Annotated in this window: 21 protein-coding genes; 9 read left to right on the plus strand and 12 right to left on the minus strand. The window is 72.8% G+C overall.

The window, feature by feature from the left end:
- Positions 1-155: 155 nt before the first annotated feature.
- Genes ACFY0D_RS02295 through ACFY0D_RS02305 form a run of 3 tightly spaced genes read right to left on the minus strand, consistent with a single transcriptional unit; the run spans position 156 to position 2,432 of the window.
- Entirely contained in the window at positions 156-371 is a 216-nt protein-coding gene (locus tag ACFY0D_RS02295) for a hypothetical protein (protein ID WP_301368292.1), read from the minus strand.
- Positions 372-400: 29 nt separating this feature from the next.
- A complete protein-coding gene (locus tag ACFY0D_RS02300; protein WP_390796529.1) occupies positions 401-1,252 on the minus strand; it encodes an arylamine N-acetyltransferase in 852 nt (283 codons plus the stop codon).
- A 37-nt stretch (positions 1,253-1,289) separates the two neighbouring features.
- Entirely contained in the window at positions 1,290-2,432 is a 1,143-nt protein-coding gene (locus ACFY0D_RS02305) for an NADH-quinone oxidoreductase subunit D (protein WP_189744048.1), read from the minus strand.
- 31 nt (positions 2,433-2,463) lie between these two features.
- Between ACFY0D_RS02305 and ACFY0D_RS02310 the strand changes: the two genes are divergently transcribed.
- Both ACFY0D_RS02310 and ACFY0D_RS02315 read left to right on the plus strand, forming a co-directional pair.
- Complete coding sequence (locus tag ACFY0D_RS02310) at positions 2,464-2,955, plus strand: PH domain-containing protein (protein WP_150258602.1); 492 nt, start codon at positions 2,464-2,466, stop codon at positions 2,953-2,955.
- The gene (locus tag ACFY0D_RS02315) at positions 2,952-4,391 is read left to right on the plus strand and encodes a PH domain-containing protein (protein ID WP_390796530.1); all 1,440 of its coding nucleotides are present in this window, start codon (positions 2,952-2,954) and stop codon (positions 4,389-4,391) included. Before ACFY0D_RS02310 ends, ACFY0D_RS02315 begins: the two co-directional genes overlap by 4 nt.
- Positions 4,392-4,618: 227 nt before the next feature.
- Here ACFY0D_RS02315 and ACFY0D_RS02320 read toward each other — a convergent pair whose 3' ends face one another.
- Entirely contained in the window at positions 4,619-5,293 is a 675-nt protein-coding gene (locus tag ACFY0D_RS02320) for a response regulator transcription factor (protein ID WP_150258603.1), read from the minus strand.
- A gap of 17 nt (positions 5,294-5,310) precedes the next feature.
- Positions 5,311-6,513: a sensor histidine kinase gene (locus tag ACFY0D_RS02325; RefSeq protein WP_390796531.1), complete on the minus strand. Its 1,203-nt coding sequence runs from the start codon at positions 6,511-6,513 to the stop codon at positions 5,311-5,313.
- Between the two features lie 154 nt (positions 6,514-6,667).
- Between ACFY0D_RS02325 and ACFY0D_RS02330 the strand changes: the two genes are divergently transcribed.
- Positions 6,668-7,612, plus strand: coding sequence for an SAM-dependent methyltransferase (locus ACFY0D_RS02330; RefSeq protein ID WP_390796576.1), 945 nt, complete (start codon positions 6,668-6,670; stop codon positions 7,610-7,612).
- Positions 7,613-7,745: 133 nt separating this feature from the next.
- Here ACFY0D_RS02330 and ACFY0D_RS02335 read toward each other — a convergent pair whose 3' ends face one another.
- Both ACFY0D_RS02335 and ACFY0D_RS02340 read right to left on the minus strand, forming a co-directional pair.
- The gene (locus ACFY0D_RS02335; protein ID WP_390796532.1) at positions 7,746-9,296 is read right to left on the minus strand and encodes a M28 family metallopeptidase; all 1,551 of its coding nucleotides are present in this window, start codon (positions 9,294-9,296) and stop codon (positions 7,746-7,748) included.
- Positions 9,297-9,548: 252 nt separating this feature from the next.
- A complete protein-coding gene (locus ACFY0D_RS02340) occupies positions 9,549-10,676 on the minus strand; it encodes a DUF5937 family protein (protein ID WP_382549001.1) in 1,128 nt (375 codons plus the stop codon).
- A 198-nt stretch (positions 10,677-10,874) separates the two neighbouring features.
- Between ACFY0D_RS02340 and ACFY0D_RS02345 the strand changes: the two genes are divergently transcribed.
- The gene (locus ACFY0D_RS02345; RefSeq protein WP_301368272.1) at positions 10,875-11,084 is read left to right on the plus strand and encodes a hypothetical protein; all 210 of its coding nucleotides are present in this window, start codon (positions 10,875-10,877) and stop codon (positions 11,082-11,084) included.
- A 78-nt stretch (positions 11,085-11,162) separates the two neighbouring features.
- On the opposite strand, the gene ACFY0D_RS02350 is transcribed toward ACFY0D_RS02345, so the two are convergent.
- Genes ACFY0D_RS02350 through ACFY0D_RS02370 form a run of 5 tightly spaced genes read right to left on the minus strand, consistent with a single transcriptional unit; the run spans position 11,163 to position 16,595 of the window.
- Positions 11,163-11,972 (minus strand): type III pantothenate kinase, encoded by an 810-nt coding sequence (locus ACFY0D_RS02350; protein ID WP_052876528.1) that lies wholly within the window; start codon positions 11,970-11,972, stop codon positions 11,163-11,165.
- Between the two features lie 3 nt (positions 11,973-11,975).
- Positions 11,976-12,944, minus strand: coding sequence for a carboxylating nicotinate-nucleotide diphosphorylase (gene nadC, locus ACFY0D_RS02355; protein WP_390796533.1), 969 nt, complete (start codon positions 12,942-12,944; stop codon positions 11,976-11,978).
- Between the two features lie 2 nt (positions 12,945-12,946).
- Positions 12,947-14,698, minus strand: coding sequence for an L-aspartate oxidase (locus tag ACFY0D_RS02360; RefSeq protein WP_390796534.1), 1,752 nt, complete (start codon positions 14,696-14,698; stop codon positions 12,947-12,949).
- The gene (gene panC / locus ACFY0D_RS02365) at positions 14,695-15,687 is read right to left on the minus strand and encodes a pantoate--beta-alanine ligase (protein ID WP_390796535.1); all 993 of its coding nucleotides are present in this window, start codon (positions 15,685-15,687) and stop codon (positions 14,695-14,697) included. The genes ACFY0D_RS02360 and panC overlap by 4 nt, the downstream gene beginning before the upstream one ends.
- A complete protein-coding gene (locus ACFY0D_RS02370; RefSeq protein WP_301368263.1) occupies positions 15,684-16,595 on the minus strand; it encodes a Rossmann-like and DUF2520 domain-containing protein in 912 nt (303 codons plus the stop codon). Before ACFY0D_RS02370 ends, panC begins: the two co-directional genes overlap by 4 nt.
- 112 nt (positions 16,596-16,707) lie before the next feature.
- Here ACFY0D_RS02370 and ACFY0D_RS02375 point away from each other — a divergent pair, with 112 nt between their 5' ends.
- The 5 genes from ACFY0D_RS02375 to ACFY0D_RS02395 all read left to right on the plus strand — a co-directional run bounded on the left by ACFY0D_RS02375 (position 16,708) and on the right by ACFY0D_RS02395 (position 19,657).
- Positions 16,708-17,838, plus strand: coding sequence for a threonine aldolase family protein (locus tag ACFY0D_RS02375; protein ID WP_390796536.1), 1,131 nt, complete (start codon positions 16,708-16,710; stop codon positions 17,836-17,838).
- Between the two features lie 236 nt (positions 17,839-18,074).
- Positions 18,075-18,260: a DUF397 domain-containing protein gene (locus ACFY0D_RS02380; protein ID WP_030389722.1), complete on the plus strand. Its 186-nt coding sequence runs from the start codon at positions 18,075-18,077 to the stop codon at positions 18,258-18,260.
- 97 nt (positions 18,261-18,357) lie between these two features.
- Positions 18,358-18,921, plus strand: coding sequence for a hypothetical protein (locus ACFY0D_RS02385; protein ID WP_301374560.1), 564 nt, complete (start codon positions 18,358-18,360; stop codon positions 18,919-18,921).
- A gap of 14 nt (positions 18,922-18,935) precedes the next feature.
- A complete protein-coding gene (locus ACFY0D_RS02390; RefSeq protein ID WP_030009899.1) occupies positions 18,936-19,103 on the plus strand; it encodes a hypothetical protein in 168 nt (55 codons plus the stop codon).
- A 101-nt stretch (positions 19,104-19,204) separates the two neighbouring features.
- Entirely contained in the window at positions 19,205-19,657 is a 453-nt protein-coding gene (locus tag ACFY0D_RS02395; RefSeq protein ID WP_390796537.1) for a BlaI/MecI/CopY family transcriptional regulator, read from the plus strand.
- The last annotated feature ends 4 nt before the right edge of the window (positions 19,658-19,661 follow it).

The following is a 19,661-nucleotide window of genomic DNA, read 5'->3' on the forward strand; positions in this document are numbered from 1 at the left end:
GACATCCTGACGGCCCCCCTCGGCCGCGGGGGTTGTCCCCCGGACGGACGGGGGAGCCCGCCGGGGGTCAGGGCCAGGGCGTGTCTTGCCGGTCAGCGCGGGCTCGCGGTGGCCGGCACCGCGCCCCGCCGCGTAGTCCTCGGTTCCCCGGATCCTCAGAACAGCGGGAGCTGCCCCGGGTGTTCGGCCAGTACGAAGCCGTCCAGGGTCGGCGCGGAGGCGCCGAGCACCACCCGGGCCCGGGATCCGGGGCAGGACACCAGGTCGCCGCGCCCCCGCCCGGAGGGCGGATCGTGGCGGGCGATCCGTCCGGCGGTGACGGCGCAGTCGCGGCCGCAGGAGGGGCAGGCCCGGCGGGGAGAGTGGGACATGGCGCCCAGTCTGCCCTGCCGCACCGACATCAGTCCTGCTGGGAGGCGAGCCAGGCCTCGTGCGCCCGCTGCACCCGGTCCCACAGCGCGGCCCGGTCCGCCGGCGTCAGGTCGTCGAGCTCGCGCCCGAAGGCCGTGGCCATGACCTCGAAGAGCTCCTCCGGGGAGGTGAGTTCCCGCTTGTCGCGGCCGCCCTGCGGGTCGAGGGTCAGCAGGATCCTGCCGTGCAGCCGGTTGATGACCCCGGCGTTGCGCCGCAGCATGAAGAAGGACTGCAGGAAGGGGGAGTCCTCGGCGGTGGACAGCCGCAGGTGTTCGTCCTCGAAGTCGGCCATGGTCGCGGGGGCCGAGCGGAAGTTCATCGCGGGGAAGGGCGAGTCCTCGTTGAGGAAGGTCCAGCCCGTGTCGGGCCCGTCCGCGCTCCCGAGCGGCCGCAGGCCGTACCGGAAGCCCCGCTCGTACGTGCCCTCGCGCAGGGGCAGCGGCTCGGGCGGACCGTCGCCCAGGCCGACGTCCACGAGGAAGGCCTGCCCGTCGATCCGTACGGTCAGGGTGAGGTGGTCGCCGCTCACCTCCGGGGAATCCGGATCCGCGCTCATGCCACCGACGTGACGCGTCACGTCGTACCCGAGGTGCTCCAGCAGCGCCGCGAAGGCGCCGTTGAGATGGAAGCAGTAGCCGCCGCGCCCGGCGCCGATGCGGCGCACGGAGAGCTCGGGGTCGATGCCCGGCGGCCGCCCCAGCTGGATCTCGGTGTTCTCGAACGGGATCCGTTCCAGATGGGCCCGCGTGAGCGCGAACAGCCCTTCGGCGGAGGGGGATCCTGGTTCGGTGATGCCGATCCGCCCGAGGTACGCGGCATATATGCCAGAAATGATCATGGGGCCACCCTAGATCGGGCATCTGCCCCGCGAGCGGCTATTTGTCGATGTCGCCGACCACGAAGAAGAGCGAGCCCAGGATCGCCACCATGTCGGCGACCAACTGCCCCGGCAGCAGCACGGCCAGCGCCTGGATGTTGTTGTACGAGGCGCTGCGCAGCTTCAGCCGGTACGGGGTCTTCTCGCCCTTGGAGACGAGGTAGTAGCCGTTGATGCCGAGCGGGTTCTCGGTCCAGGCGTACGTGTGTCCCTCGGGCGCCTTCAGGACCTTCGGCAGCCGCTGGTTGATCGGCCCCGGCGGGAGGTCGTCCATCCGGTCCAGGCAGGCCACGGCCAGGTCGAGCGCGTTGTGGGTCTGGTCCAGCAGGCACTCGAAGCGGGCCAGACAGTCGCCCTCGGTGCGGGTGATCACCTTCAGGACGTCCTGGAGCTCGCCGTAGGCCAGGTACGGCTCGTCGCGGCGCAGGTCGAAGTCGACACCGGAGGCGCGGGCGATCGGGCCGGAGACCCCGTACGCGTGCACCGCCTCGGCGGACAGGACGCCGACCCCGCGCGTACGGGCGCGGAAGATCTCGTTCCCGTGGACCAGCTTGTCGTAGACGTCCATCCGGGTCCGGACGTCGGCGATCGCGGCGCGCGCCCGGCCGAGCCAGCCGGCCGGGAGGTCCTCCTTGAGGCCGCCGACGCGGTTGAACATGTAGTGCATACGGCCGCCGGAGATCTCCTCCATGACGGCCTGGAGCTCCTCGCGCTCCCGGAACGCGTGGAAGATCGGGGTGATCCCGCCCAGTTCGAGGGGGTACGAGCCGAGGAACATCAGGTGGTTCAGCACCCGGTTCAGCTCGGCCAGCAGCGTCCGCATCCACACGGCCCGCTCGGGGACCTCCATGCCGAGCATCCGCTCGACCGCCATGACCACGCCCAGCTCGTTCGAGAACGCGGACAGCCAGTCGTGGCGGTTCGCGAGCATCACGATCTGCCGGTAGTCGCGGGCCTCGAAGAGTTTCTCCGCACCGCGGTGCATGTAGCCGACCACCGGTTCGGCGCTGACGATCCGCTCGCCGTCCAGGACGAGGCGCAGGCGCAGCACGCCGTGCGTGGAAGGGTGCTGGGGGCCGATGTTGAGCACCATGTCGGTGCTCTCCGCCGCTCCGCCGATACCGACCGTGGTCTCCGTCATGCGGGCATTGTCTCAGCCCTAGGGTGGACGCATGGAAACGGGGACGATGGGTGAGACGGACGGACCCGCATGGGTCGGGCTGCCGGGCGGGCTGCTCACGCTGAGGCGGACGCTGCTGCTGATATGGACGGTGCTGCTCGCCGCCGTGACCGCCGTCGTGCTCGGGCTGACGCTCGGCCCGGCGTGGGCGGCCCTCGGGGCGTTCTGGCTCGCGGTCCTGGCCTGGGGCTGGGTGCTCCTCGGCCGGAACTGGCGGTCCTGGCGGTACGCCGAGCGCGCGGACGACCTGCTGATCAGCCGGGGTGTGCTGTGGCGGGAGGAGACCGTGGTGCCGTACGGGCGGATGCAGCTGGTGGAGGTCACCTCCGGCCCGCTGGAGCGCCGCTTCGGCCTGGCCTCCGTGCAGCTGCACACGGCCGCGGCGGCCAGCGACGCCAAGATCCCCGGGCTGGTGCCGGCCGAGGCGGAGCGGCTGCGCGACCGGCTCACCGCCCTCGGCGAGGCAAGGTCGGCGGGCCTGTGAGCCCCGCTCCGGCCGACGGCGCCGACGGACCCGCCGCGGGCGATCCCGCAGCCGATCCCGCCACTCGCCCCGCAGCCGGCCCCGCCGGCAGCGGCCCGACGGGCGGCCCCGCCGTGGAGCGCAGGCTGCACCCCTTCACCCCGCTGCGCCGCGCCTGGGTGCCGATCGCCGCGACCGTCGGTGTGATCGCCCAGCAGGGCGACCAGGCCGGGAGGTGGGTGGCCGACCTGTCCGCCCTCCTGCGGGTGGCGGCGGTGGCGGGCCTGATCGTGGTCTTCGGCGCCTACGGATTCCTGAGCTGGTGGTTCACCCACTACGCCATCACCGACACCGAACTGCGCATCCGCAGCGGGCTCTTCTTCCGCCGCACCGCGCACATCCGCCTCGACCGGCTCCAGGCCGTGGACGTCACCCGCCCCCTGCTGGCCCGGCTGACCGGCGTCGCCAGCCTCCGGCTCGACGTCATCGGCACCGAGGACAAGGACCAGCTGTCCTTCCTCGGCGAGAAGGAGGCCGTCGCCCTGCGCGCCGAGCTCCTCGCCCGCGCGGCCGGTTTCGCCCCCGAGGAGGCCGTGAGACTGGGCGAGGCCCCCGAGAGCGAACTGCTGCGCGTGACCCCGCGCGAGCTCGTCGTGTCGCTGCTGCTCAACCTGGGCGTCTGGGCCCTGCTGGTCCCCGGCCTGATCGTGCCGCCCCTCGTGTGGTGGCTCAGCTCCAGCCCGTGGGCGGCCCTCGTCGCCGTGCTCCCGATGCTCGGCGCGGTCTGGGCGGGCACCGCGGGCCGCTTCCTCACCGAGTACGACTGGCGGGTCGCCGAGTCCCCGGACGGGCTGCGCCTGGACCACGGGCTGCTGGACCGGGCCCACGAGACCGTGCCGCCGGGGCGCGTGCAATGCGTACGGATCGTGGAGCCGCTGCTGTGGCGGCGGCGCGGCCTGGTCCGGGTGGAGCTGAAGGTGGCGGGCTCGAACAACACGGTCCTGATCCCCGTGGCCTCCAAGGACGCCGCCTTCGCCATGATCGCCCGGGTGCTGCCCGGGGTGGACCTGGCGGCCCTGTCCTTCTCCGGCTCCCCGCGGGCCGGGTCCCGCTGGGTGGTCCCGGTGTGGTGGAAGGGCTACGCCCTGGCGGTCTCCCCGGAGGTGTTCGCCGCCCGGCACGGCCGCCTGTGCCGGCGTACGGACGTCGTCCCGCACGCCAAGGTGCAGAGCGTCCGCTTCACGCAGGGCCCCTGGGCCCGCGCCCGCGGCGTCGCCGACGTCCACGTGGACACCGGCGCGAACTGCACGGTCACGGCCCGGCTCCGCCCGGAGCCGGAGGCCGCGACCCTGCTGCACGCCCAGGCCGCACGCTCCCGCACCTCCCGGGCCTCGGCCCGTCCGGACCGCTGGATGACCGAGCCGGGGACGGGGAACGGCATGGCCGGCACCCCCTAGCTCCGGCGCGGCCGCCGCCGCTGGATTCAGCGGCGCACTGCGAGACGAGGTGGCAAGGGATGGCGGAGACGTGCTCTTGATCGGTCTCGATGAGCTGTACGGCCGGGTGACCCCCGCCAGGCTCTTCGGGTAGGACCGAACGGCAGGAGGGGCTCGGCGTACAGCGCCCGCACCAGCGGGTGCTCCCCTCGGGCCGGGCGGCCCGAGGGGAGCGTCCGAAGCAGGTGCTAGCCGGCGCCGCCGCCCGCGCGGACCAGGCCCGTCTCGTACGCCAGGACCACCACCTGGACCCGGTCGCGCAGCCCCAGCTTGGTCAGGATCCGGCCCACATGGGTCTTCACCGTCGCCTCCGACAGGACCAGCCGGGCCGCGATCTCGCCGTTCGACAGGCCCTGCGCCACCAGCAGCATGACCTCGCGCTCGCGCTCCGTCAGCCGCTCGATGTCCTTGTTCTGCGGCTCCTGCGTGGTCGTCGGCAGCATCGGCGCGAAGCGGTCCAGCAGGCGCCGCGTCGTGGACGGGGCCACCACCGCGTCCCCGCTGTGCACCGAGCGGATGGCCGCGAGCAGCTCGCCCGGCGGGACGTCCTTCAGCATGAATCCGCTCGCGCCCGCCTTCAGGCCCGAGAAGGCGTACTCGTCCAGGTCGAAGGTGGTCAGGATGATCACCTTCGGGTGCTCCTCCGGCTCGCAGATCCGCCGCGTCGCCTCCACCCCGTCCAGCCTGGGCATGCGGACGTCCATCAGCACCACGTCCACCTTCGTGGCCCGCAGCACCTCCAGCGCCTCCAGGCCGTCGCCCGCCTCGGCGACGACCTCCATGTCCGGCTGGGCGGCGAGCACCATACGGAAACCGGTGCGCAGGAGCACCTGGTCGTCGACCAGCATCACGCGGATGGACATCAGTTACCTCGTCCTCGTCATCTCTTCTTCAGGGGCAGCAGTGCGCTGATCCGGAAGCCGCCACCGGGCCGCGGCCCCGCGTCCAGGGTTCCGCCGACCATACCGATCCGCTCGCGCATGCCGATCAGCCCGTGCCCGGCGCCGTCCGCGCCGCCGTCCTCGTACAGCTCGTGGGCCGCGCCCCGGCCGTCGTCCTCGACCAGCAGGCCGAGCCCGTCGTCGAAGTAGACCAGCCGGACGCTGGCCTTCGCTTCTGGGCCGCCGTGCTTGCGGGTGTTGGTCAGCGCCTCCTGCACGATCCGGTACGCCGTCAGCTCGACCCCGCTGGGCAGCCGCCGCGGCGTGCCCTCGACCTCGAAGTCCACCGCGAGCCCGGCCGTCCGCACCTGCTCGACCAGGACCTCGATCTGCTCGACGTCCGGCTGGGGAACGTAGTCCTCGGACTCCTGCGGCTCGCCGGTGCGCAGGACGCCCAGCAGCCGCCGCATCTCGGCGAGCGCCTGGCGCCCGGTGCCGGAGATGGTCTGGAGGGCTTCCTTGGCCTGTTCGGGGGCCGCGTCCATGACGTACGCCGCCCCGTCCGCCTGGACCACCATCACCGAGACGTTGTGGGCGACGACGTCGTGCAGCTCGCGGGCGATCCGGGCGCGCTCGGCGGCCACGGCCACCTTCGCCTGGGCCTCGCGCTGGTTCTCCAGGCGCTGGTTCCGCTCGACGAGCTGGGCGTAGTAGGCCCGGCGGGTGCGCAGGGAGTCGCCGAGCACCCAGGCGAGGGCGAACGGGACGATGGCGAAGAGCACGAAGAAGAAGTTGTCGCGCAAGTTGCCCTTGTCCACCGCGAAGCGCAGGGCGTACAGGGGGGAGGCGAGGCATCCGATGGCGAACGCGGTACGGGACATCCGGCGCGAGATGTCGGCGGAGGCGGCGACCGTGTACAGGATGATCAGCATCGCGAGGTCGGCGTTGTTCACCTCGGCATGGACGATCAGTTTGTAGACGCCGGTGCCGACGGCCAGCCAGAACATCGCTTGAGTCCACTTGCGGCGCAGGGCCACCACGACGCTCATGGCGACCACCGCCGGGACGGCGAGCATCCGTGCGGTGGTGCTGCTGAAACTGTCGTCGGCGACTTGCAGCATCCCGATCCCGAAGAGGAGGACAGCCCAGAAGCTGTCGACGCCCGTCGGGTGTCTGCGGAAGAAGTCGTAGAGGCGCTGCACGTAACCCAGAGTAGGGAACGCAGATAGGTGCTGGAGTCAACCAGAGGTTCGAACCTGACACCGGGGGCGTACTCCCCAGGGTGGACGGAAGCCTACCCTTTGTCCGGTGAGCTCTCAGGGTGAAGGCGTGACCCCGGTCCGGTGGCGCGGTGCGATGGAGGCCGCGCTGTACGGGCCCGAAGGCTTCTACGTGCGGCCCGGCGGGCCGGGACCCGCCGGGCACTTCCGTACCTCCGTGCACGCCTCGCCCCTCTACGCCGCGGCCGTGGCCCGGCTGCTGCGCTGGGTGGACACCGCGCTCGGGCACCCGGCGGAGCTGGACCTGGTCGACGTCGGGGCCGGGCGGGGGGAGCTGCTGACCGGGGTGCTCGCCGCGCTGGAGCCGCAGACGGCCGCGCGGGTGCGCCCGTACGCCGTGGAACGGGCGGAGCGGCCCGCCGGGCTCGACCCGCGGATCCGCTGGGTCGCGGCCCCGCCCGAAGGGGCGAGCGGACTGCTCTTCGCCAACGAATGGCTGGACAACGTGCCGCTGGAGGTCGCCGAGGACGGGCACTACGTGCTCGTCGCCCCGGACGGTACGGAGAGCGCGGGCGGCCCGCTGGACGGCGCGGACCGGGCCTGGCTGGAGCGGTGGTGGCCCGGCGGCGGCCGCGCCGAGATCGGCCGTGCGCGTGACGAGGCCTGGGCGGCCGCCGCAGGGACCCTGGAGCGGGGCCTGGCGGTGGCGGTGGACTACGCCCACACCCGGGGCGCACGGCCCCCGTACGGCACCCTGACGGGTTTCCGCGGCGGCCGGGAGGTCCCGCCGGTGCCGGACGGCTCCTGCGACGTCACCGCCCACGTGGCCCTGGACTCCTGTGCGGGGCCCGGGGCGGTCCTGCTGACCCAGCGCGAGGCCCTGGCCGCGCTCGGCGTCTCGGGGGCCCGGCCGCCGCTGGCCCTGGCCTCGGCGGACCCGGTGGCCTACGTACGGGCCCTGTCCTCGGCCGGTGAGGCGGCGGAGCTCACGGACCGCGCCGGGCTGGGCGCCTTCGGCTGGCTGGTCCAGCCGGCCGGCATCCCGGCCCCGGCGTGGCCGGGCGCGCGGGCGGCGCACTGACCCGCCGAGAACGCGCACTGACCCGCCGGGAAACGCGGAGCGACCCGCCGAGAACGCGGAGCGACCCGCCGAGAACGCGGAGGGCCGGGATCCGCTGCGGGATCCCGGCCCTCCTGTGCATCTGCCTCCGTGGTTACTGCTTCACCTCGTCGTGGCCCTGGTGCAGGCCGCCGCCGCTGCCCGAGCCGCCCGTCGGCTGCGAGACGACCGGCTTCGACAGCGGGGCCAGGTCGAAGGCGTAGTGGCCGACCGCGTCCGCGATGACGTCGACGTTGATGTCGAGCGCCTTCTGGTCGATGTTGGTGATGTCGTCACCCTTGCCGTGGTAGTTCACGTCGTAGGCGACACCCGCCTGGCCACCGAACTTCGCGGCCTGCTCCGGGGTCTTGATGCCCTCGGCGCCGGTGAAGGTACCGCCGGACGGGATGCCCACCTCGATGAAGGGGCCGTAGTCCGAGCGGCCCGAGAAGTCCGTGCCCTCGTGCGGGATCTTCTTCGAGTCGAGGAAGTCGTTGATCCCCTTCTCCAGCTGGGCGGAGCCCTCCGGGCCGGGGCCCGCGCCGGTCGCGTCCGAGTCGTCGCCGTCGTAGACGAAGTACGCGGCGTTCGGCGAGGCGATCATGTCGAAGTTCAGGTAGAGCTTGATCTGCTTCTTCTGCGCGTCGCTCAGCCCGGCGACGTACGCCTCGGAGCCGAGCAGGCCGAACTCCTCCGCCGACCACCAGGCGAACTTGACCTTGTTCTTGATCTTCGACTGGCTGCTCGCGAGGCGCTGCGCGACCTGGAGGATGCCGGCCGATCCGGACCCGTTGTCGTTGATGCCGGGGCCGGCCGCGACCGAGTCGAGGTGCGAGCCGAGGAAGACGGTGTTGTTCTCGTCGCCGCCCTTGGTCTCGGCGATGACGTTGTACGTCTTGCGGTTCTCGCGCAGCTGCCGGATGTCGAGGGTGACCTCGACCGGGCCGGCCGCGGCCTCGGCGGCGAGCTTCTCGCCGTCCTCCTGGGTGATGCCGCCCGTCGGGATCTTGCCCGCGTCCGGGTCGCCGAGGGTTCCGTTGAGGGCGCCCGCGGTGTTGTTGTAGATGATCGCGCCGACCGCGCCGGCCGCCGCCGCGTTGGCCTGCTTGGCCGCGAAGGTGCAGCCGCCGCGCTTGACCAGGGCGATCTTGCCGGTGAAGGTGCCGGAGGCGAAGTCGCCGGGCTCGCAGCCGTTCGTCCCGTCAGCGTCGACCGGGGCGACGGAGACGCCGGCGGTCACACCGCCCTCCGGGCTGTTCGCCGTGTACGACATCAGGTGGATCGGTACGTCGCGCTGGTTCGCGCCGCCCACCGTCAGCTTCTCCTCGATGGTCTCGACGTACACGAAGTCGAATTCGTTCTTGGTGACCTTGTAACCGGCCGCCTTCATCACGGCCTCGATGTACTTGGCCGACTGCACGTGCCCCTTCGAGCCGGCCGCGCGGTTGCCGTTGTTGTAGTCGGCGAGCGACTGCAGGACCTTGAGGTGGTTGTAGGCGCCCTTGCCGGTCGCTTCCTTGACCAGCTTCTTGGCGAGCGCGTCACCCCGGGCGGCGTCGCTCTGCGGGCTTGCGGTGGCTCCGGCCGGTCCGGCCAGCAGCAGCGGCGAGACGAGGGCTGCGGCTGCCAGGGCGGCGGTTGCTGCGGCTATACGGCGTGAGGGCATGAAGGTCCTTCCACGGCAAAGGCGAGCAGGGCAGGGCGGAGCAGGGCACAGCACGGCGGAGCGTGGTGGAGCGTGGTGGAGCGTGGTGGAGCGCGTGAGCAGAAGTGGTGCGCGTTACGTGGGGGATCGGTGGACGCACGTTAGACAGCAAGTGGCCACCATGGCCAGAGTTTTCGCTGATTCCGGTTTATGAATTCCGTATATCGGTGAATCTGGGCCGCCCAAATCAAGCCAACCACACGCCGGTTCGGCCTAGCGAAGGATGCCCTCGATGAAGTCCGATCCGATGCGCGCGACCGCCGTCAGGTCCAACTGGTGCTGGGCGTACCGGCCCTGACGCCGCGTGTGCATCAGGCCGGCCTTCTTCAGGACGGCCAGATGCCGCGACACCTCAGGCGCGGTGATCCCGTACACGGTCGCCAGCTCGCTCGTCGTGAACGGGGCCCGGGCCAGGCTCCGGCACAGCATCATCCGCATCGGATGCGCCAGCGCCTCCATCCGCCGCTGGAGCAGCTCCACCGAGCCGGGCTCGGAGGCCAGTTCGGGGGAGCCGAGCGGATAGTGGACCACCGGCCGCCAGCCCGGCGCGTGCAGCACCAGCAGATGCGGCCAGCCGAAGTTGGTCGGCACGAAGACCAGACCGGTGCCTATTCGGTGATCGGTCGCGGTCGTCGATCCGTGGACCATCTTGTCGGCGGTGATGGTGGTGCCGGCCTCGTCGACGCTCAGCGCCGCCGAGACCTCCTTCAGCACGGTCGGCAGCCCCTTGCGGCGCAGCACCTCCGTCTTGTGCCGGGCGTCGGCACTCTGCCCGGGCTCGACGCGCTTCCACGTCTCGGCGAAGAAGGCCTCGTCGCAGTCCTCCAGGAGGCGTCGCATCCACACCCGCACGGCGGCCGTGTCGTCGAGGAGCCGCATGGAGAAGTCCAGCTGGCGCGGGCCGCGGGCGGCGGCCGTCTCCAGTGCCTTGGCACGCGCCGCCGGGTTGTCCAGAGGTGAGGAGGACGGCCCGCCCTCGTTGTAGAGCGCCAGCCAGCACTGCTCCAGGGCCGCCCGCACGAACCGCTCGTCGTCCAGCCGGTCGAGCACGTCCAGCGCCTCGGCCAGTGTCGCGGCCGGCTGCCCGGTTCCGCCGGGCAGCCCGGCGAAGGGCATGAAGATGTCGGAGAACGAGCTCCGCCACATGAAGTCGGCCTCCAGCAGCCGGTCCGCGAGGCACGGATCGAGCGAGGCGGCGGTGGCGGTGGTCCAGGAGGTCAGCCCCGGGTGGTGCGCGGGCTGGGAGAGCGCGTGCAGGGCCATGCAGAGCTCGGCGAGCGGGGAGGGCGCGAAAGTGATCCGCTCGGTGGGCAGGCCTGCGATGTCGATCGTGACGCTCATCAAGCCATTCTGTCGTTACGTGCACGCGGTAAAGGCCGGGACGGGCCTCCCGGTCCCGCCGTACGAGTGGCTGCGGGCGCCCCGGCGCGGCGGCCGGACGAGTGATCATTTGTGGCCGCAGGGGCGCTTTCAAGCCGTCGATTGACGGGGAACGTCAACTGTCGTGCGCGATGCCGCCGACGGGGTGAGGCTTGGGGCATGACCGCAATCGAGCAGTACATGATCGACACCTACCGGGCGTCCCAGCAGGGCGCCCCGATGCCCCCGCCGCCGGGGCGGGACGACGTCGCCGTCCTGCGCTCGCTCCGCTCGTACGAGCAGGCCCGCGCCGTCATGGACGGCAGATCGGGCCGCCACCCCTGGCGCGCGGCCCTGCGCCGGATATTCGTCCGCCCGCGGGCGTGCTGACCGCGGGCGTGCTGACCGCGGGCGTGCTGATCCGGCGAGGCCCCGAGCCCGGCCCGGCCCGGGACCCTTCCGCCCCCGCTACTCGAAATTGGGCGCGTTGCGCTGGTACACGAGCCGCAGCCCGATCAGCGTCAGCCACGGCTCGTGGTCGTCGATCACCGAGGACTCGCCCAGCACCATCGGAGCCAGCCCGCCCGTGGCGATGACCCGCACGTCGTCCGGGTCGCCGTGCGGTCCGGCCAGCTCCTTCGCCATCCGGGTCACGACCCCGTCGACCTGCCCCGCGAAGCCGTAGACCACGCCCGACTGCATCGCCTCGACCGTGGACTTCCCGATCACGTTGCGCGGCCGGGCCAGCTCGATCTTCCGCAGCTGGGCACCCCGTACGCCGAGCGCCTCCATCGAGATCTCGATGCCCGGGGAGATCACCCCGCCCACGTACTCGCCCTTCGCGGACACCGCGTCGAAGGTGGTCGCCGTACCGAAGTCGACCACGATCGCCGGGCCCCCGTAGAGCTCGACCGCCGCGACCGCGTTGATGATGCGGTCCGCGCCGACCTCCTTCGGGTTGTCCATGAGGATCGGCACGCCCGTCTTGATGCCGGGCTCCACCAGCACCGCCGGCACGTCGCCGTAGTAGCGCCGGGTCACCTCGCGCAGCTCGTGCAGGACCGACGGCACCGTCGAGCAGATCGCGATGCCGTGGATCCCGTCGCCCAGCTCGCTGCCGAGCATCGGGTGCATGCCCATCAGGCCCTGCATCAGCACGGCCATCTCGTCGGCCGTGCGCCGCGGGTCGGTCGAGATGCGCCAGTGCTCGACGATCTCGTCACCGTCGAACAGGCCCAGGACCGTGTGGGTGTTGCCTACGTCGATGGTGAGGAGCACGGGTTACACCGCCTCGCGCAGATCGAGCCCGATGTCCAGGATCGGCGAGGAGTGGGTCAGCGCGCCGACCGCCAGGTAGTCCACGCCGGTCTCCGCGTACGCGCGGGCGGTGTCCAGGGTGAGGCGGCCCGAGGACTCCAGCACCGCGCGGCCGGCCACCAGGGCCACGGCCTGAGCGGTCTGCCCGACCGTGAAGTTGTCCAGCAGGATCAGGTCGGCGCCGGCCTCCAGGACCTCCCCGATCTGCTCCAGCGTGTCGACCTCGACCTCGATCGGGACCTCCGGGAAGGCCTCGCGCACGGCCTTGAAGGCCTGCGCGACGCCGCCCGCCGCCACCACGTGGTTGTCCTTGACCAGCGCGGCGTCCGAGAGCGACATCCGGTGGTTGACGCCGCCGCCGCAGCGCACCGCGTACTTCTCCAGCGAGCGCAGGCCCGGCGTGGTCTTGCGGGTGTCGCGGACCTTCGCCGCGGTGCCCTCCAGCACGTCGGCCCAGCGGCGGGTGGCCGTCGCGATGCCCGACAGCCGGCACATGATGTTCAGCGCGCTGCGCTCGGCCGTCAGCAGGTCACGGGTGCGCGAGCGCACGGACAGCAGCAGCTGCCCGGCCTCGACGGTGTCGCCGTCCTCCGCGTGCCGCTCCACCTCGAAGGCCTCCGTGCAGACCACGGAGAACACGGCCTCGGCGATCCGCAGACCGGCCACGACACCGCCCTCGCGCGCGACGAAGTCGGCGACGGCCTCGGCCTCCTCCGGCACGGTCGCGACGGTCGTCACGTCCACGCCGCCGTCCAGGTCCTCCGACAGCGCCATGTGCGCGATGTCCTCGACCTCGATCGGGTCCAGGCCGGCGTCGGCGAGCAGCTGCGCCAGCGCCGGGTCCAGGCCGCTCTCCTCGCCGTCACCGCAGGCGCAGTCGTCGCCGCAGCCGCCGTCGTTCTGGTCGATCAGGGGAAGTTCGGGGGTGCTCACGGTCACTGCTCCAGGCTCGGGGTGCTCAGGGGGTGCACGGACGGGAAGTCCGCGGAGTCGGTGGGTACGACGACCAGGGCGCGCTTCTCGGTCGCCGAGAGCCGGACGACGAGATGGCGGCGCCAGTGCGCATCGTCCCGCTCGGGGTGGTCCTCGCGCCAGTGGCAGCCGCGGGTCTCCACGCGCCGCTGCGCCGCGGCGACCAGGACCCGCGCCACGCACAGCAGGTTCGTGGCCTCCCAGGTGTCCACGCCCGGCTCGGCGGTCTTGCCGTGCGCTTCGAGATCGTTCAGGGCGGTGGCGTACAGCCCTTCGAGGGCGTCGGCCGCGGCACTGAGCGAGTCGGCGGAGCGGAGCACGCCCGCGCCCTCCGTCATGATCCGCTGGACCTCGTACCGGGCCCCGGCGGGCTGCAGCGGGCCGGTCGCCGGGACCGGTATGCCCGGGCCGCTGCCGGCGAGCCGCTCGGCGACGATGTCATCGGCGATCCGCTCGGCGAAGACCAGACCCTCCAGCAGGGAGTTGGAGGCCAGCCGGTTCGCGCCGTGCACACCGGTGCAGGCGACCTCGCCGCAGGCGTACAGGCCGGGGACGGTGGTCCGCCCCTGCAGGTCCGTGCGGACGCCGCCGGACGCGTAGTGCGCGGCGGGCGCCACCGGGATGGGCTCGGTCACCGGGTCGATGCCGTGGGAGCGGCAGGCGGCCAGGATGGTCGGGAAGCGCTGCTCCCACATCCGCGCGCCGAAGTGCCGGGCGTCGAGGTACATGTGCTGCGCGCCCTGCTCCTGCATGCGGCGCATGATGCCCTTGGCGACGATGTCGCGCGGCGCGAGCTCGGCGAGCTCGTGCTGGCCCTGCATGAAGCGCACGCCGTCCGCGTCGACGAGGTACGCGCCCTCGCCCCGGACCGCCTCCGACACCAGCGGCTGCTGTCCCTCGGCGTCCGGGCCGAGGAAGAGCACCGTCGGGTGGAACTGCACGAATTCGAGGTCGGAGACCTCGGCGCCGGCCCGCAGCGCGAGCGCCACGCCGTCACCGGTGGACACCGACGGGTTGGTCGTCGCGGAGAAGACCTGGCCCATCCCGCCGGTCGCGAGGATCACGGCGGGCGCGTGCACGGCACCGACCCCGTCGTGCTGGCCCTCGCCCATGACGTGCAGGGTCACACCGGCCGTACGGCCCTGCGCGTCCTGCAGCAGGTCCAGGACGAGGGCGTTCTCCACGGTCTCGATGCCCGCGGCCTGGACGGCCTCGACGAGCGCCCGCGAGATCTCGGCGCCGGTGGCGTCGCCGCCCGCGTGCGCGATCCGGCGGCGGTGGTGCCCGCCCTCGCGGGTCAGTTCTATCTCGCCGGTCTCCGTGGAGGTGTCGAAGACCGCGCCGGTGGCCATCAGCCGCCGTACCGCGTCGGGGCCCTCGGTGACGAGCAGCCGGACGGCCTCCTCGTCGCACAGGCCCGCACCGGCGACCAGGGTGTCGTCGAGGTGCTGCTCGGGGGTGTCGCCCTCGCCGAGGGCCGCGGCGATTCCGCCCTGCGCCCAGCGGGTGGAGCCGTCGTCGAGCCGGGCCTTGGTGACCACGACGGTACGGCGGCCCCCGGCGGCGCAGCGCAGCGCGGCGGTCAGGCCCGCCACGCCGGAACCGACGACCACGACATCGGCGTCGAGGGACCAGCCGGGGGCCGGTGCGTGCAGCCGTATGCCGGTGCCTGCGCCTGCCCCGCCCGACGGGATGCCTCTGCCTGGGGTGCTCACGAGTGTGCTCCGAATTCCAATGGGATGTTGTCGATCAGCCGGGTCGCGCCCACCTTCGCGGCGACGGCCAGCACGGCCCGCCCGGTGAAGTCCTGACCGGTCTCGGTGAAGTCCAGCGGGTCCACCAGCGCCAGGTAGTCCAGCACGAGCGGCGGCTCGTGGCGGCCCGCCTCGTCCAGGACGTGCAGCGCGGCGGCCCGTACGGCGTCCGGCAGTCCGGCGCCCGCCGCCGAGACGGCGTGCGCGTCGGCGGAGGCGCGGATCTCGCCGAGACGGGCCAGGGCGGTGGCCCGCTCGTCGCTGGCCGGGGAGGCCTCGGCGCGGGCGCGCAGGGCCGCCTGCGCGGCGAGGCGGTCGCGCCCGGCGAACAGGGCGCGGGACAGGGCCAGGGCGGTGTGCCGTTCCGCGGCCGAGAGGTAGCGGTTGCGGGACGACAGCGCGAGCCCGTCCTCCTCGCGGACGGTCGGTACGCCGACCACCTCGACGGGGAAGTTCAGGTCGGTCACCATCCGCCGGATCAGGGCCAGTTGCTGCGCGTCCTTCTGGCCGAAGAGGGCCAGGTCGGGGCGGGTGAGGTGGAGCAGCTTGGCGACGACGGTCAGCATTCCGTCGAAGTGCCCGGGGCGGGTGGCCCCTTCGAGACGCTCGCCCATGGGTCCGGCGGTGATCCGCACCTGCGGGTCACCGCCCGGGTAGACCTCGTCGACGGCGGGGGCGAACACCGCGTCGGCGCCCGCCTCTTCGGCGATCCGCAGATCCGCGTCGAGGGTGCGGGGGTAGCGGTCGAGGTCCTCGCCCGCCCCGAACTGCAGGGGGTTGACGAAGACGGTGACGACGACCTGCCCCTCGGGCCCGGCCTGTTCGCGGGCCGTGCGGATCAAGGTGGCGTGGCCCTCGTGGAGGGCGCCCATGGTCATCACCACGGCCCGGCGGCCGGTGCGCGACAGCTTGTGCAGCTCCTCCGCGGTGTGCAGCAGCAGGTCGGTCACCGGTCGCCCCCGTCGGACTCCGTGTCGGCGAGCACACCGAGCAGGTCCTCGGCGAGTTCGGGCTTGAGCAGACCGTGCGCGAGGGCCCGGTCCGCGGTCGTGCGGGCCATCGCCAGGTATCCGGCGACCGCGCCGGGCGCGTGCCTGCGCAGCTCCGAGACGTGCGCGGCGACCGTACCGGCGTCCCCGCGGGCCACCGGCCCGGTCAGGGCGGCGTCACCGGAGCGCAGGGCGTTGTCGAGGGCCGCGCCGAGCAGCGGGCCGAGCATCCGGTCGGGGTGCTCCACCCCGGCCTTGGCCAGCAGCTCCATCGACTGGGCGACCAGCGTGACCAGGTGGTTCGCGCCGAGGGCCAGGGCCGCGTGGTAGAGCGGACGGTTCTCCTCCGCGATCCACTCGGGCTCCCCGCCCATCTCGATGACCAGGGCCTCGGCGGCCAGGCGCAGCTCCTCGGGGGCGGTGACCCCGAAGGAGCAGCCGGCGAGCCGCTGCACGTCGACCTCGGTCCCGGTGAAGGTCATCGCCGGGTGCAGGGCCAGCGGCAGGGCGCCCGCGCGGCGCGCGGGGTCGAGCACGGAGGTCCCGTACCGGCCGGAGGTGTGCACCAGGAGCTGTCCGGGCCGGACCGCGCCGGTCTCGGCGAGGCCCTCCACGAGGGACGGCAGCGCGTCGTCGGGGACGGTCAGGAGCACCAGGTCGGCCAGCTCCAGCACCTGCGCGGGCGGTACGAGCGGCACATCGGGCAGCATCCGCGCGGCCCGGCGCACGGACGAGTCGGAGACTCCGGAGACGGCGACGGGCCGGTGCCCGGCCTGCTGGAGCGCACACGCCAGCGCGGGACCGACGCGGCCGGCTCCGACGACGCCGACGGCGAGCCGGGCAGGGCGTGGCTGCTGTGATGGATTCACGCGGGGAGGGCCCTTCCGTTCCAGTCCGCGGGGGGTACCGGACGATACGCCGCCATGCTAGCTCCTGGGGCAGTTGGCCGGTCGGCGGTGACGGGAGCGAGGATCTTTCCCCATGAGTGATGACAGCGAGGACATCGAACGTACGAAGCGGCTGGTAGCGGCCTGGCGCGGGGCGGAGCGGAAGCTGTCGCGCAGCCTGCTGGAGCCCACCGTGGGCGAGCTGCTCGGCTCGCTCGCCGAAGCCCCGTACGACATGGCCGGGCCGGCCGACGTCTACGGCGACGGGGTCGTCGGCGCGCTGGAGCGCAAGGTCGCCGAGCTGCTGGGGACCGAGGACGCGGCGTTCTTCCCCAGCGGCACGATGGCGCAGCAGATCGCGCTGCGGTGCTGGGCCGGCCGGACCGGGAACCCGGTGGTGGCGCTGCACCCGATGAGCCATCCGGAGCGGTGGGAGGGGGACGCCCTGTCGGCCGTCTCCGGGCTGCGGGTGGCGCACCCGACGACGGAGGCCCGCCCGCCGTCGGCCGCGGACGTCGAGTCGCTCCGGGAGCCCTTCGGCACGCTGATGGTGGAGCTGCCCCTGCGGGACGCGGGCTTCCTGCTGCCCACCTGGGAGGAGCTTGAGGCGCTCACCGAGGCGGCACGGGCGCGGGACGCGGTCGTCCACTTCGACGGGGCCCGGCTGTGGGAGTCCACCGTCCACTTCGGCCGCACCCTGCCGGAGATCGCGGGCCTCGCGGACTCGGTGTACGTCTCCTTCTACAAGTCGCTCGGCGGCCTCAGCGGGGCGGCCCTGGCGGGGCCGCGGGAATTCGTCGAGGAGACCCGGGTCTGGCGGCACCGCTACGGCGGCCAGATCTTCCGGCAGTTCCCGCAGGCCCTCTCCGCGCTGGCCGGACTGGAACGGGAACTGCCCCGCCTGCCGTCGTACGTGGCCCAGGCGCGGGTGGTGGCCCGGGCGCTGCGCTCGGCGTTCGCGGACTCGGGGGTCCCCTGGGCCCGTATCCACCCGGAGGAGCCGCACACCCACCAGTTCCAGGTGTGGCTCCCGTACGAGCCGGACCGGCTGACGCAGGCGGGGCTGCGCCAGGCCGAGGAGACGGGCACGGTCCTCTTCCGCCGCTGGTCCGCCGACGGCCCGCCGGGCCTGGCGGTGACGGAACTGGAAATCACCGAGCCGGGCCTGTCCTGGACGGAGTCCGACGTCCACGAAGCGGTCTCGGCCTTCGTGGCCCGCATCTAGGGGGCGTCCTGCCGGCGGAATCCAGCCCCGCCGGCGTTCGAGGCGCGGGGTCCGGGGCGGAGCCCCCGGGAAACGGCGAACGGGCGGGGCGGGGAGAGACCCAGCTCAGCGGTACCCGCACCGCCCTCGGAAGGCAAGTACGAAACGCCGAATTCCCGAAAGCCATCGGCGCGGCCCGGCCACGGCGTTACCGTCATTGACGGCAATTACCGGCCACCGCGCCCGGAGGAGACACCATGACCACTCAGCCCGCGTGGCGTAAGTCCTCGTTCTGCAGTGAGGGCGACGCCTGCGTCTACGTCGCCACCGCCCCCGGAGCCCTCGTCAAGGTCGCCGACCGCGCCGACCCCGCCCACCTCGTGCTCGCCACCACCCAGGCCGCCTGGGCCGACTTCCTGCGCGCGGTCAAAGAGACCGGCTGAGGGACCCGCCGAGCGCGCCGCACCCGCGATCAGGGGATTTTGTCCGATTAGCGCGTATCTTCGGCCCATGCCCACGCCCTACGGATCCCGCGGCGGCATGGCGTTCAGCGCCGCTGAGCTGCACCTGCTCAGGCGCCTCCTCGCCCACGCCCTTCAGTCCTCCTCGGCCCCCCTGGCGGCCGAGGAGGTCCAGGACTGCCTGCGCCTCGCGCGGTCGGTGGACGAAGCGGTCCAGGAGGCGGGCCGGCTCAGAGCGTTCCTCCTCGCGGACCTCGCCCGCTACCGCGGCGCCCTGCCCGGCAGTCTCTCCGGCTACCTGGAGCTGCTGCAGGACGCCCTGGCCGCCGGGTACGAACCGGAGCCCGACGACCTCGCCGCCCTGCGCGCGCTCCGCGCCAATCCGGTCGCCGCCGCGCTGCTGGAACGGGTCCGGACGGTCGCGGAGCGCTCCGTACGGCGGCGCCTGTCGACCGCCCCCGCGCCCCGGACCCGGCTGCTGGCCCTGGCCGGCGGCAAGGAGAAGGACGAGCCGCCGGCCCGCCCGGCGCCGCAGCCCAAGGAGCCGCCGAGCCCGGAGCGGCCGATTCCGACCCCCGGTGAGGTGTTCCCGCCGCGCCGCAAGCCCAGCCCGCCCCCGGCGGCCGGGCGGGCCGCCGGGTAGCTACGCTGTGGGGCATGGACTATGTCTCCGCGCTCGTGCCCCCCTTCGTGATGGCCGTGTTCTTCATCGCTCTCGTCATGACGATCGTGAAGAGCCAGGGCGGTTCCAACAAGGCCAAGGAGGACGCGGCGGTCGACGCCGTGCTCGCCCGGGCCGAGGCCACCCAGCAGCAGCAGAAGTAACCCTCAGGGCGTGCGGCTTCACCGGCCGTGCGCCCGATTTTCTTGCGCGTTGCCGAGCGAATAGTCGGGCAATTCCGCACAAGCCGCACTATCGTGCTGCTGTGCCTCGCCCCTTGGGAGAACTCGAAGACGCCGTCATGACACGGGTGTGGCAGTGGAACCGCCCGGTCACCGTGCGAGAAGTCCTGGAAGACCTCCAGCAGGAACGGTCCATCGCGTACACCACGGTCATGACCGTTATGGACAATCTTCATCAGAAGGGCTGGGTCCGCCGGGAAGCCGAAGGCCGCGCCTATCGATATACGGCGGTCTCCACCCGCGCCGCCTACTCGGCCGCACTGATGAACGAAGCGTGGTCGACGAGCGACAACCCCGCGGCCGCCCTCGTGGCCTTCTTCGGCATGATGTCCGCGGAACAGCGGGAAGCCCTCCGTGACGCCGTGCGGGTCGTCCAGTACGACGACGAGTCGGGCTCCGACACCACCCCCGAACCCCCCGCTCCGCCCGTGGCCGAGGGGGAGTCCGCCGAGCGCCCGCAGGAGCCGGGGCGATAACGTC

Source organism: Streptomyces sp. NPDC001502, assembly GCF_042894785.1.
Lineage (GTDB): Bacteria > Actinomycetota > Actinomycetes > Streptomycetales > Streptomycetaceae > Streptomyces > Streptomyces kutzneri.

Coding starts and splice junctions, on each gene's coding strand:
- ACFY0D_RS02295 (WP_301368292.1), bottom strand. CDS start 371: ATGTCCCACTCTCCCCGCCGGGCCTGCCCCTCCTGCGGCCGCGACTGC.
- ACFY0D_RS02300 (WP_390796529.1), bottom strand. CDS start 1,252: ATGATCATTTCTGGCATATATGCCGCGTACCTCGGGCGGATCGGCATC.
- ACFY0D_RS02305 (WP_189744048.1), bottom strand. CDS start 2,432: ATGACGGAGACCACGGTCGGTATCGGCGGAGCGGCGGAGAGCACCGAC.
- ACFY0D_RS02310 (WP_150258602.1), top strand. CDS start 2,464: ATGGAAACGGGGACGATGGGTGAGACGGACGGACCCGCATGGGTCGGG.
- ACFY0D_RS02320 (WP_150258603.1), bottom strand. CDS start 5,293: ATGTCCATCCGCGTGATGCTGGTCGACGACCAGGTGCTCCTGCGCACC.
- ACFY0D_RS02330 (WP_390796576.1), top strand. CDS start 6,668: ATGGAGGCCGCGCTGTACGGGCCCGAAGGCTTCTACGTGCGGCCCGGC.
- ACFY0D_RS02335 (WP_390796532.1), bottom strand. CDS start 9,296: ATGCCCTCACGCCGTATAGCCGCAGCAACCGCCGCCCTGGCAGCCGCA.
- ACFY0D_RS02340 (WP_382549001.1), bottom strand. CDS start 10,676: ATGAGCGTCACGATCGACATCGCAGGCCTGCCCACCGAGCGGATCACT.
- ACFY0D_RS02345 (WP_301368272.1), top strand. CDS start 10,875: ATGACCGCAATCGAGCAGTACATGATCGACACCTACCGGGCGTCCCAG.
- ACFY0D_RS02375 (WP_390796536.1), top strand. CDS start 16,708: ATGAGTGATGACAGCGAGGACATCGAACGTACGAAGCGGCTGGTAGCG.
- ACFY0D_RS02380 (WP_030389722.1), top strand. CDS start 18,075: ATGACCACTCAGCCCGCGTGGCGTAAGTCCTCGTTCTGCAGTGAGGGC.
- ACFY0D_RS02385 (WP_301374560.1), top strand. CDS start 18,358: ATGGCGTTCAGCGCCGCTGAGCTGCACCTGCTCAGGCGCCTCCTCGCC.
- ACFY0D_RS02390 (WP_030009899.1), top strand. CDS start 18,936: ATGGACTATGTCTCCGCGCTCGTGCCCCCCTTCGTGATGGCCGTGTTC.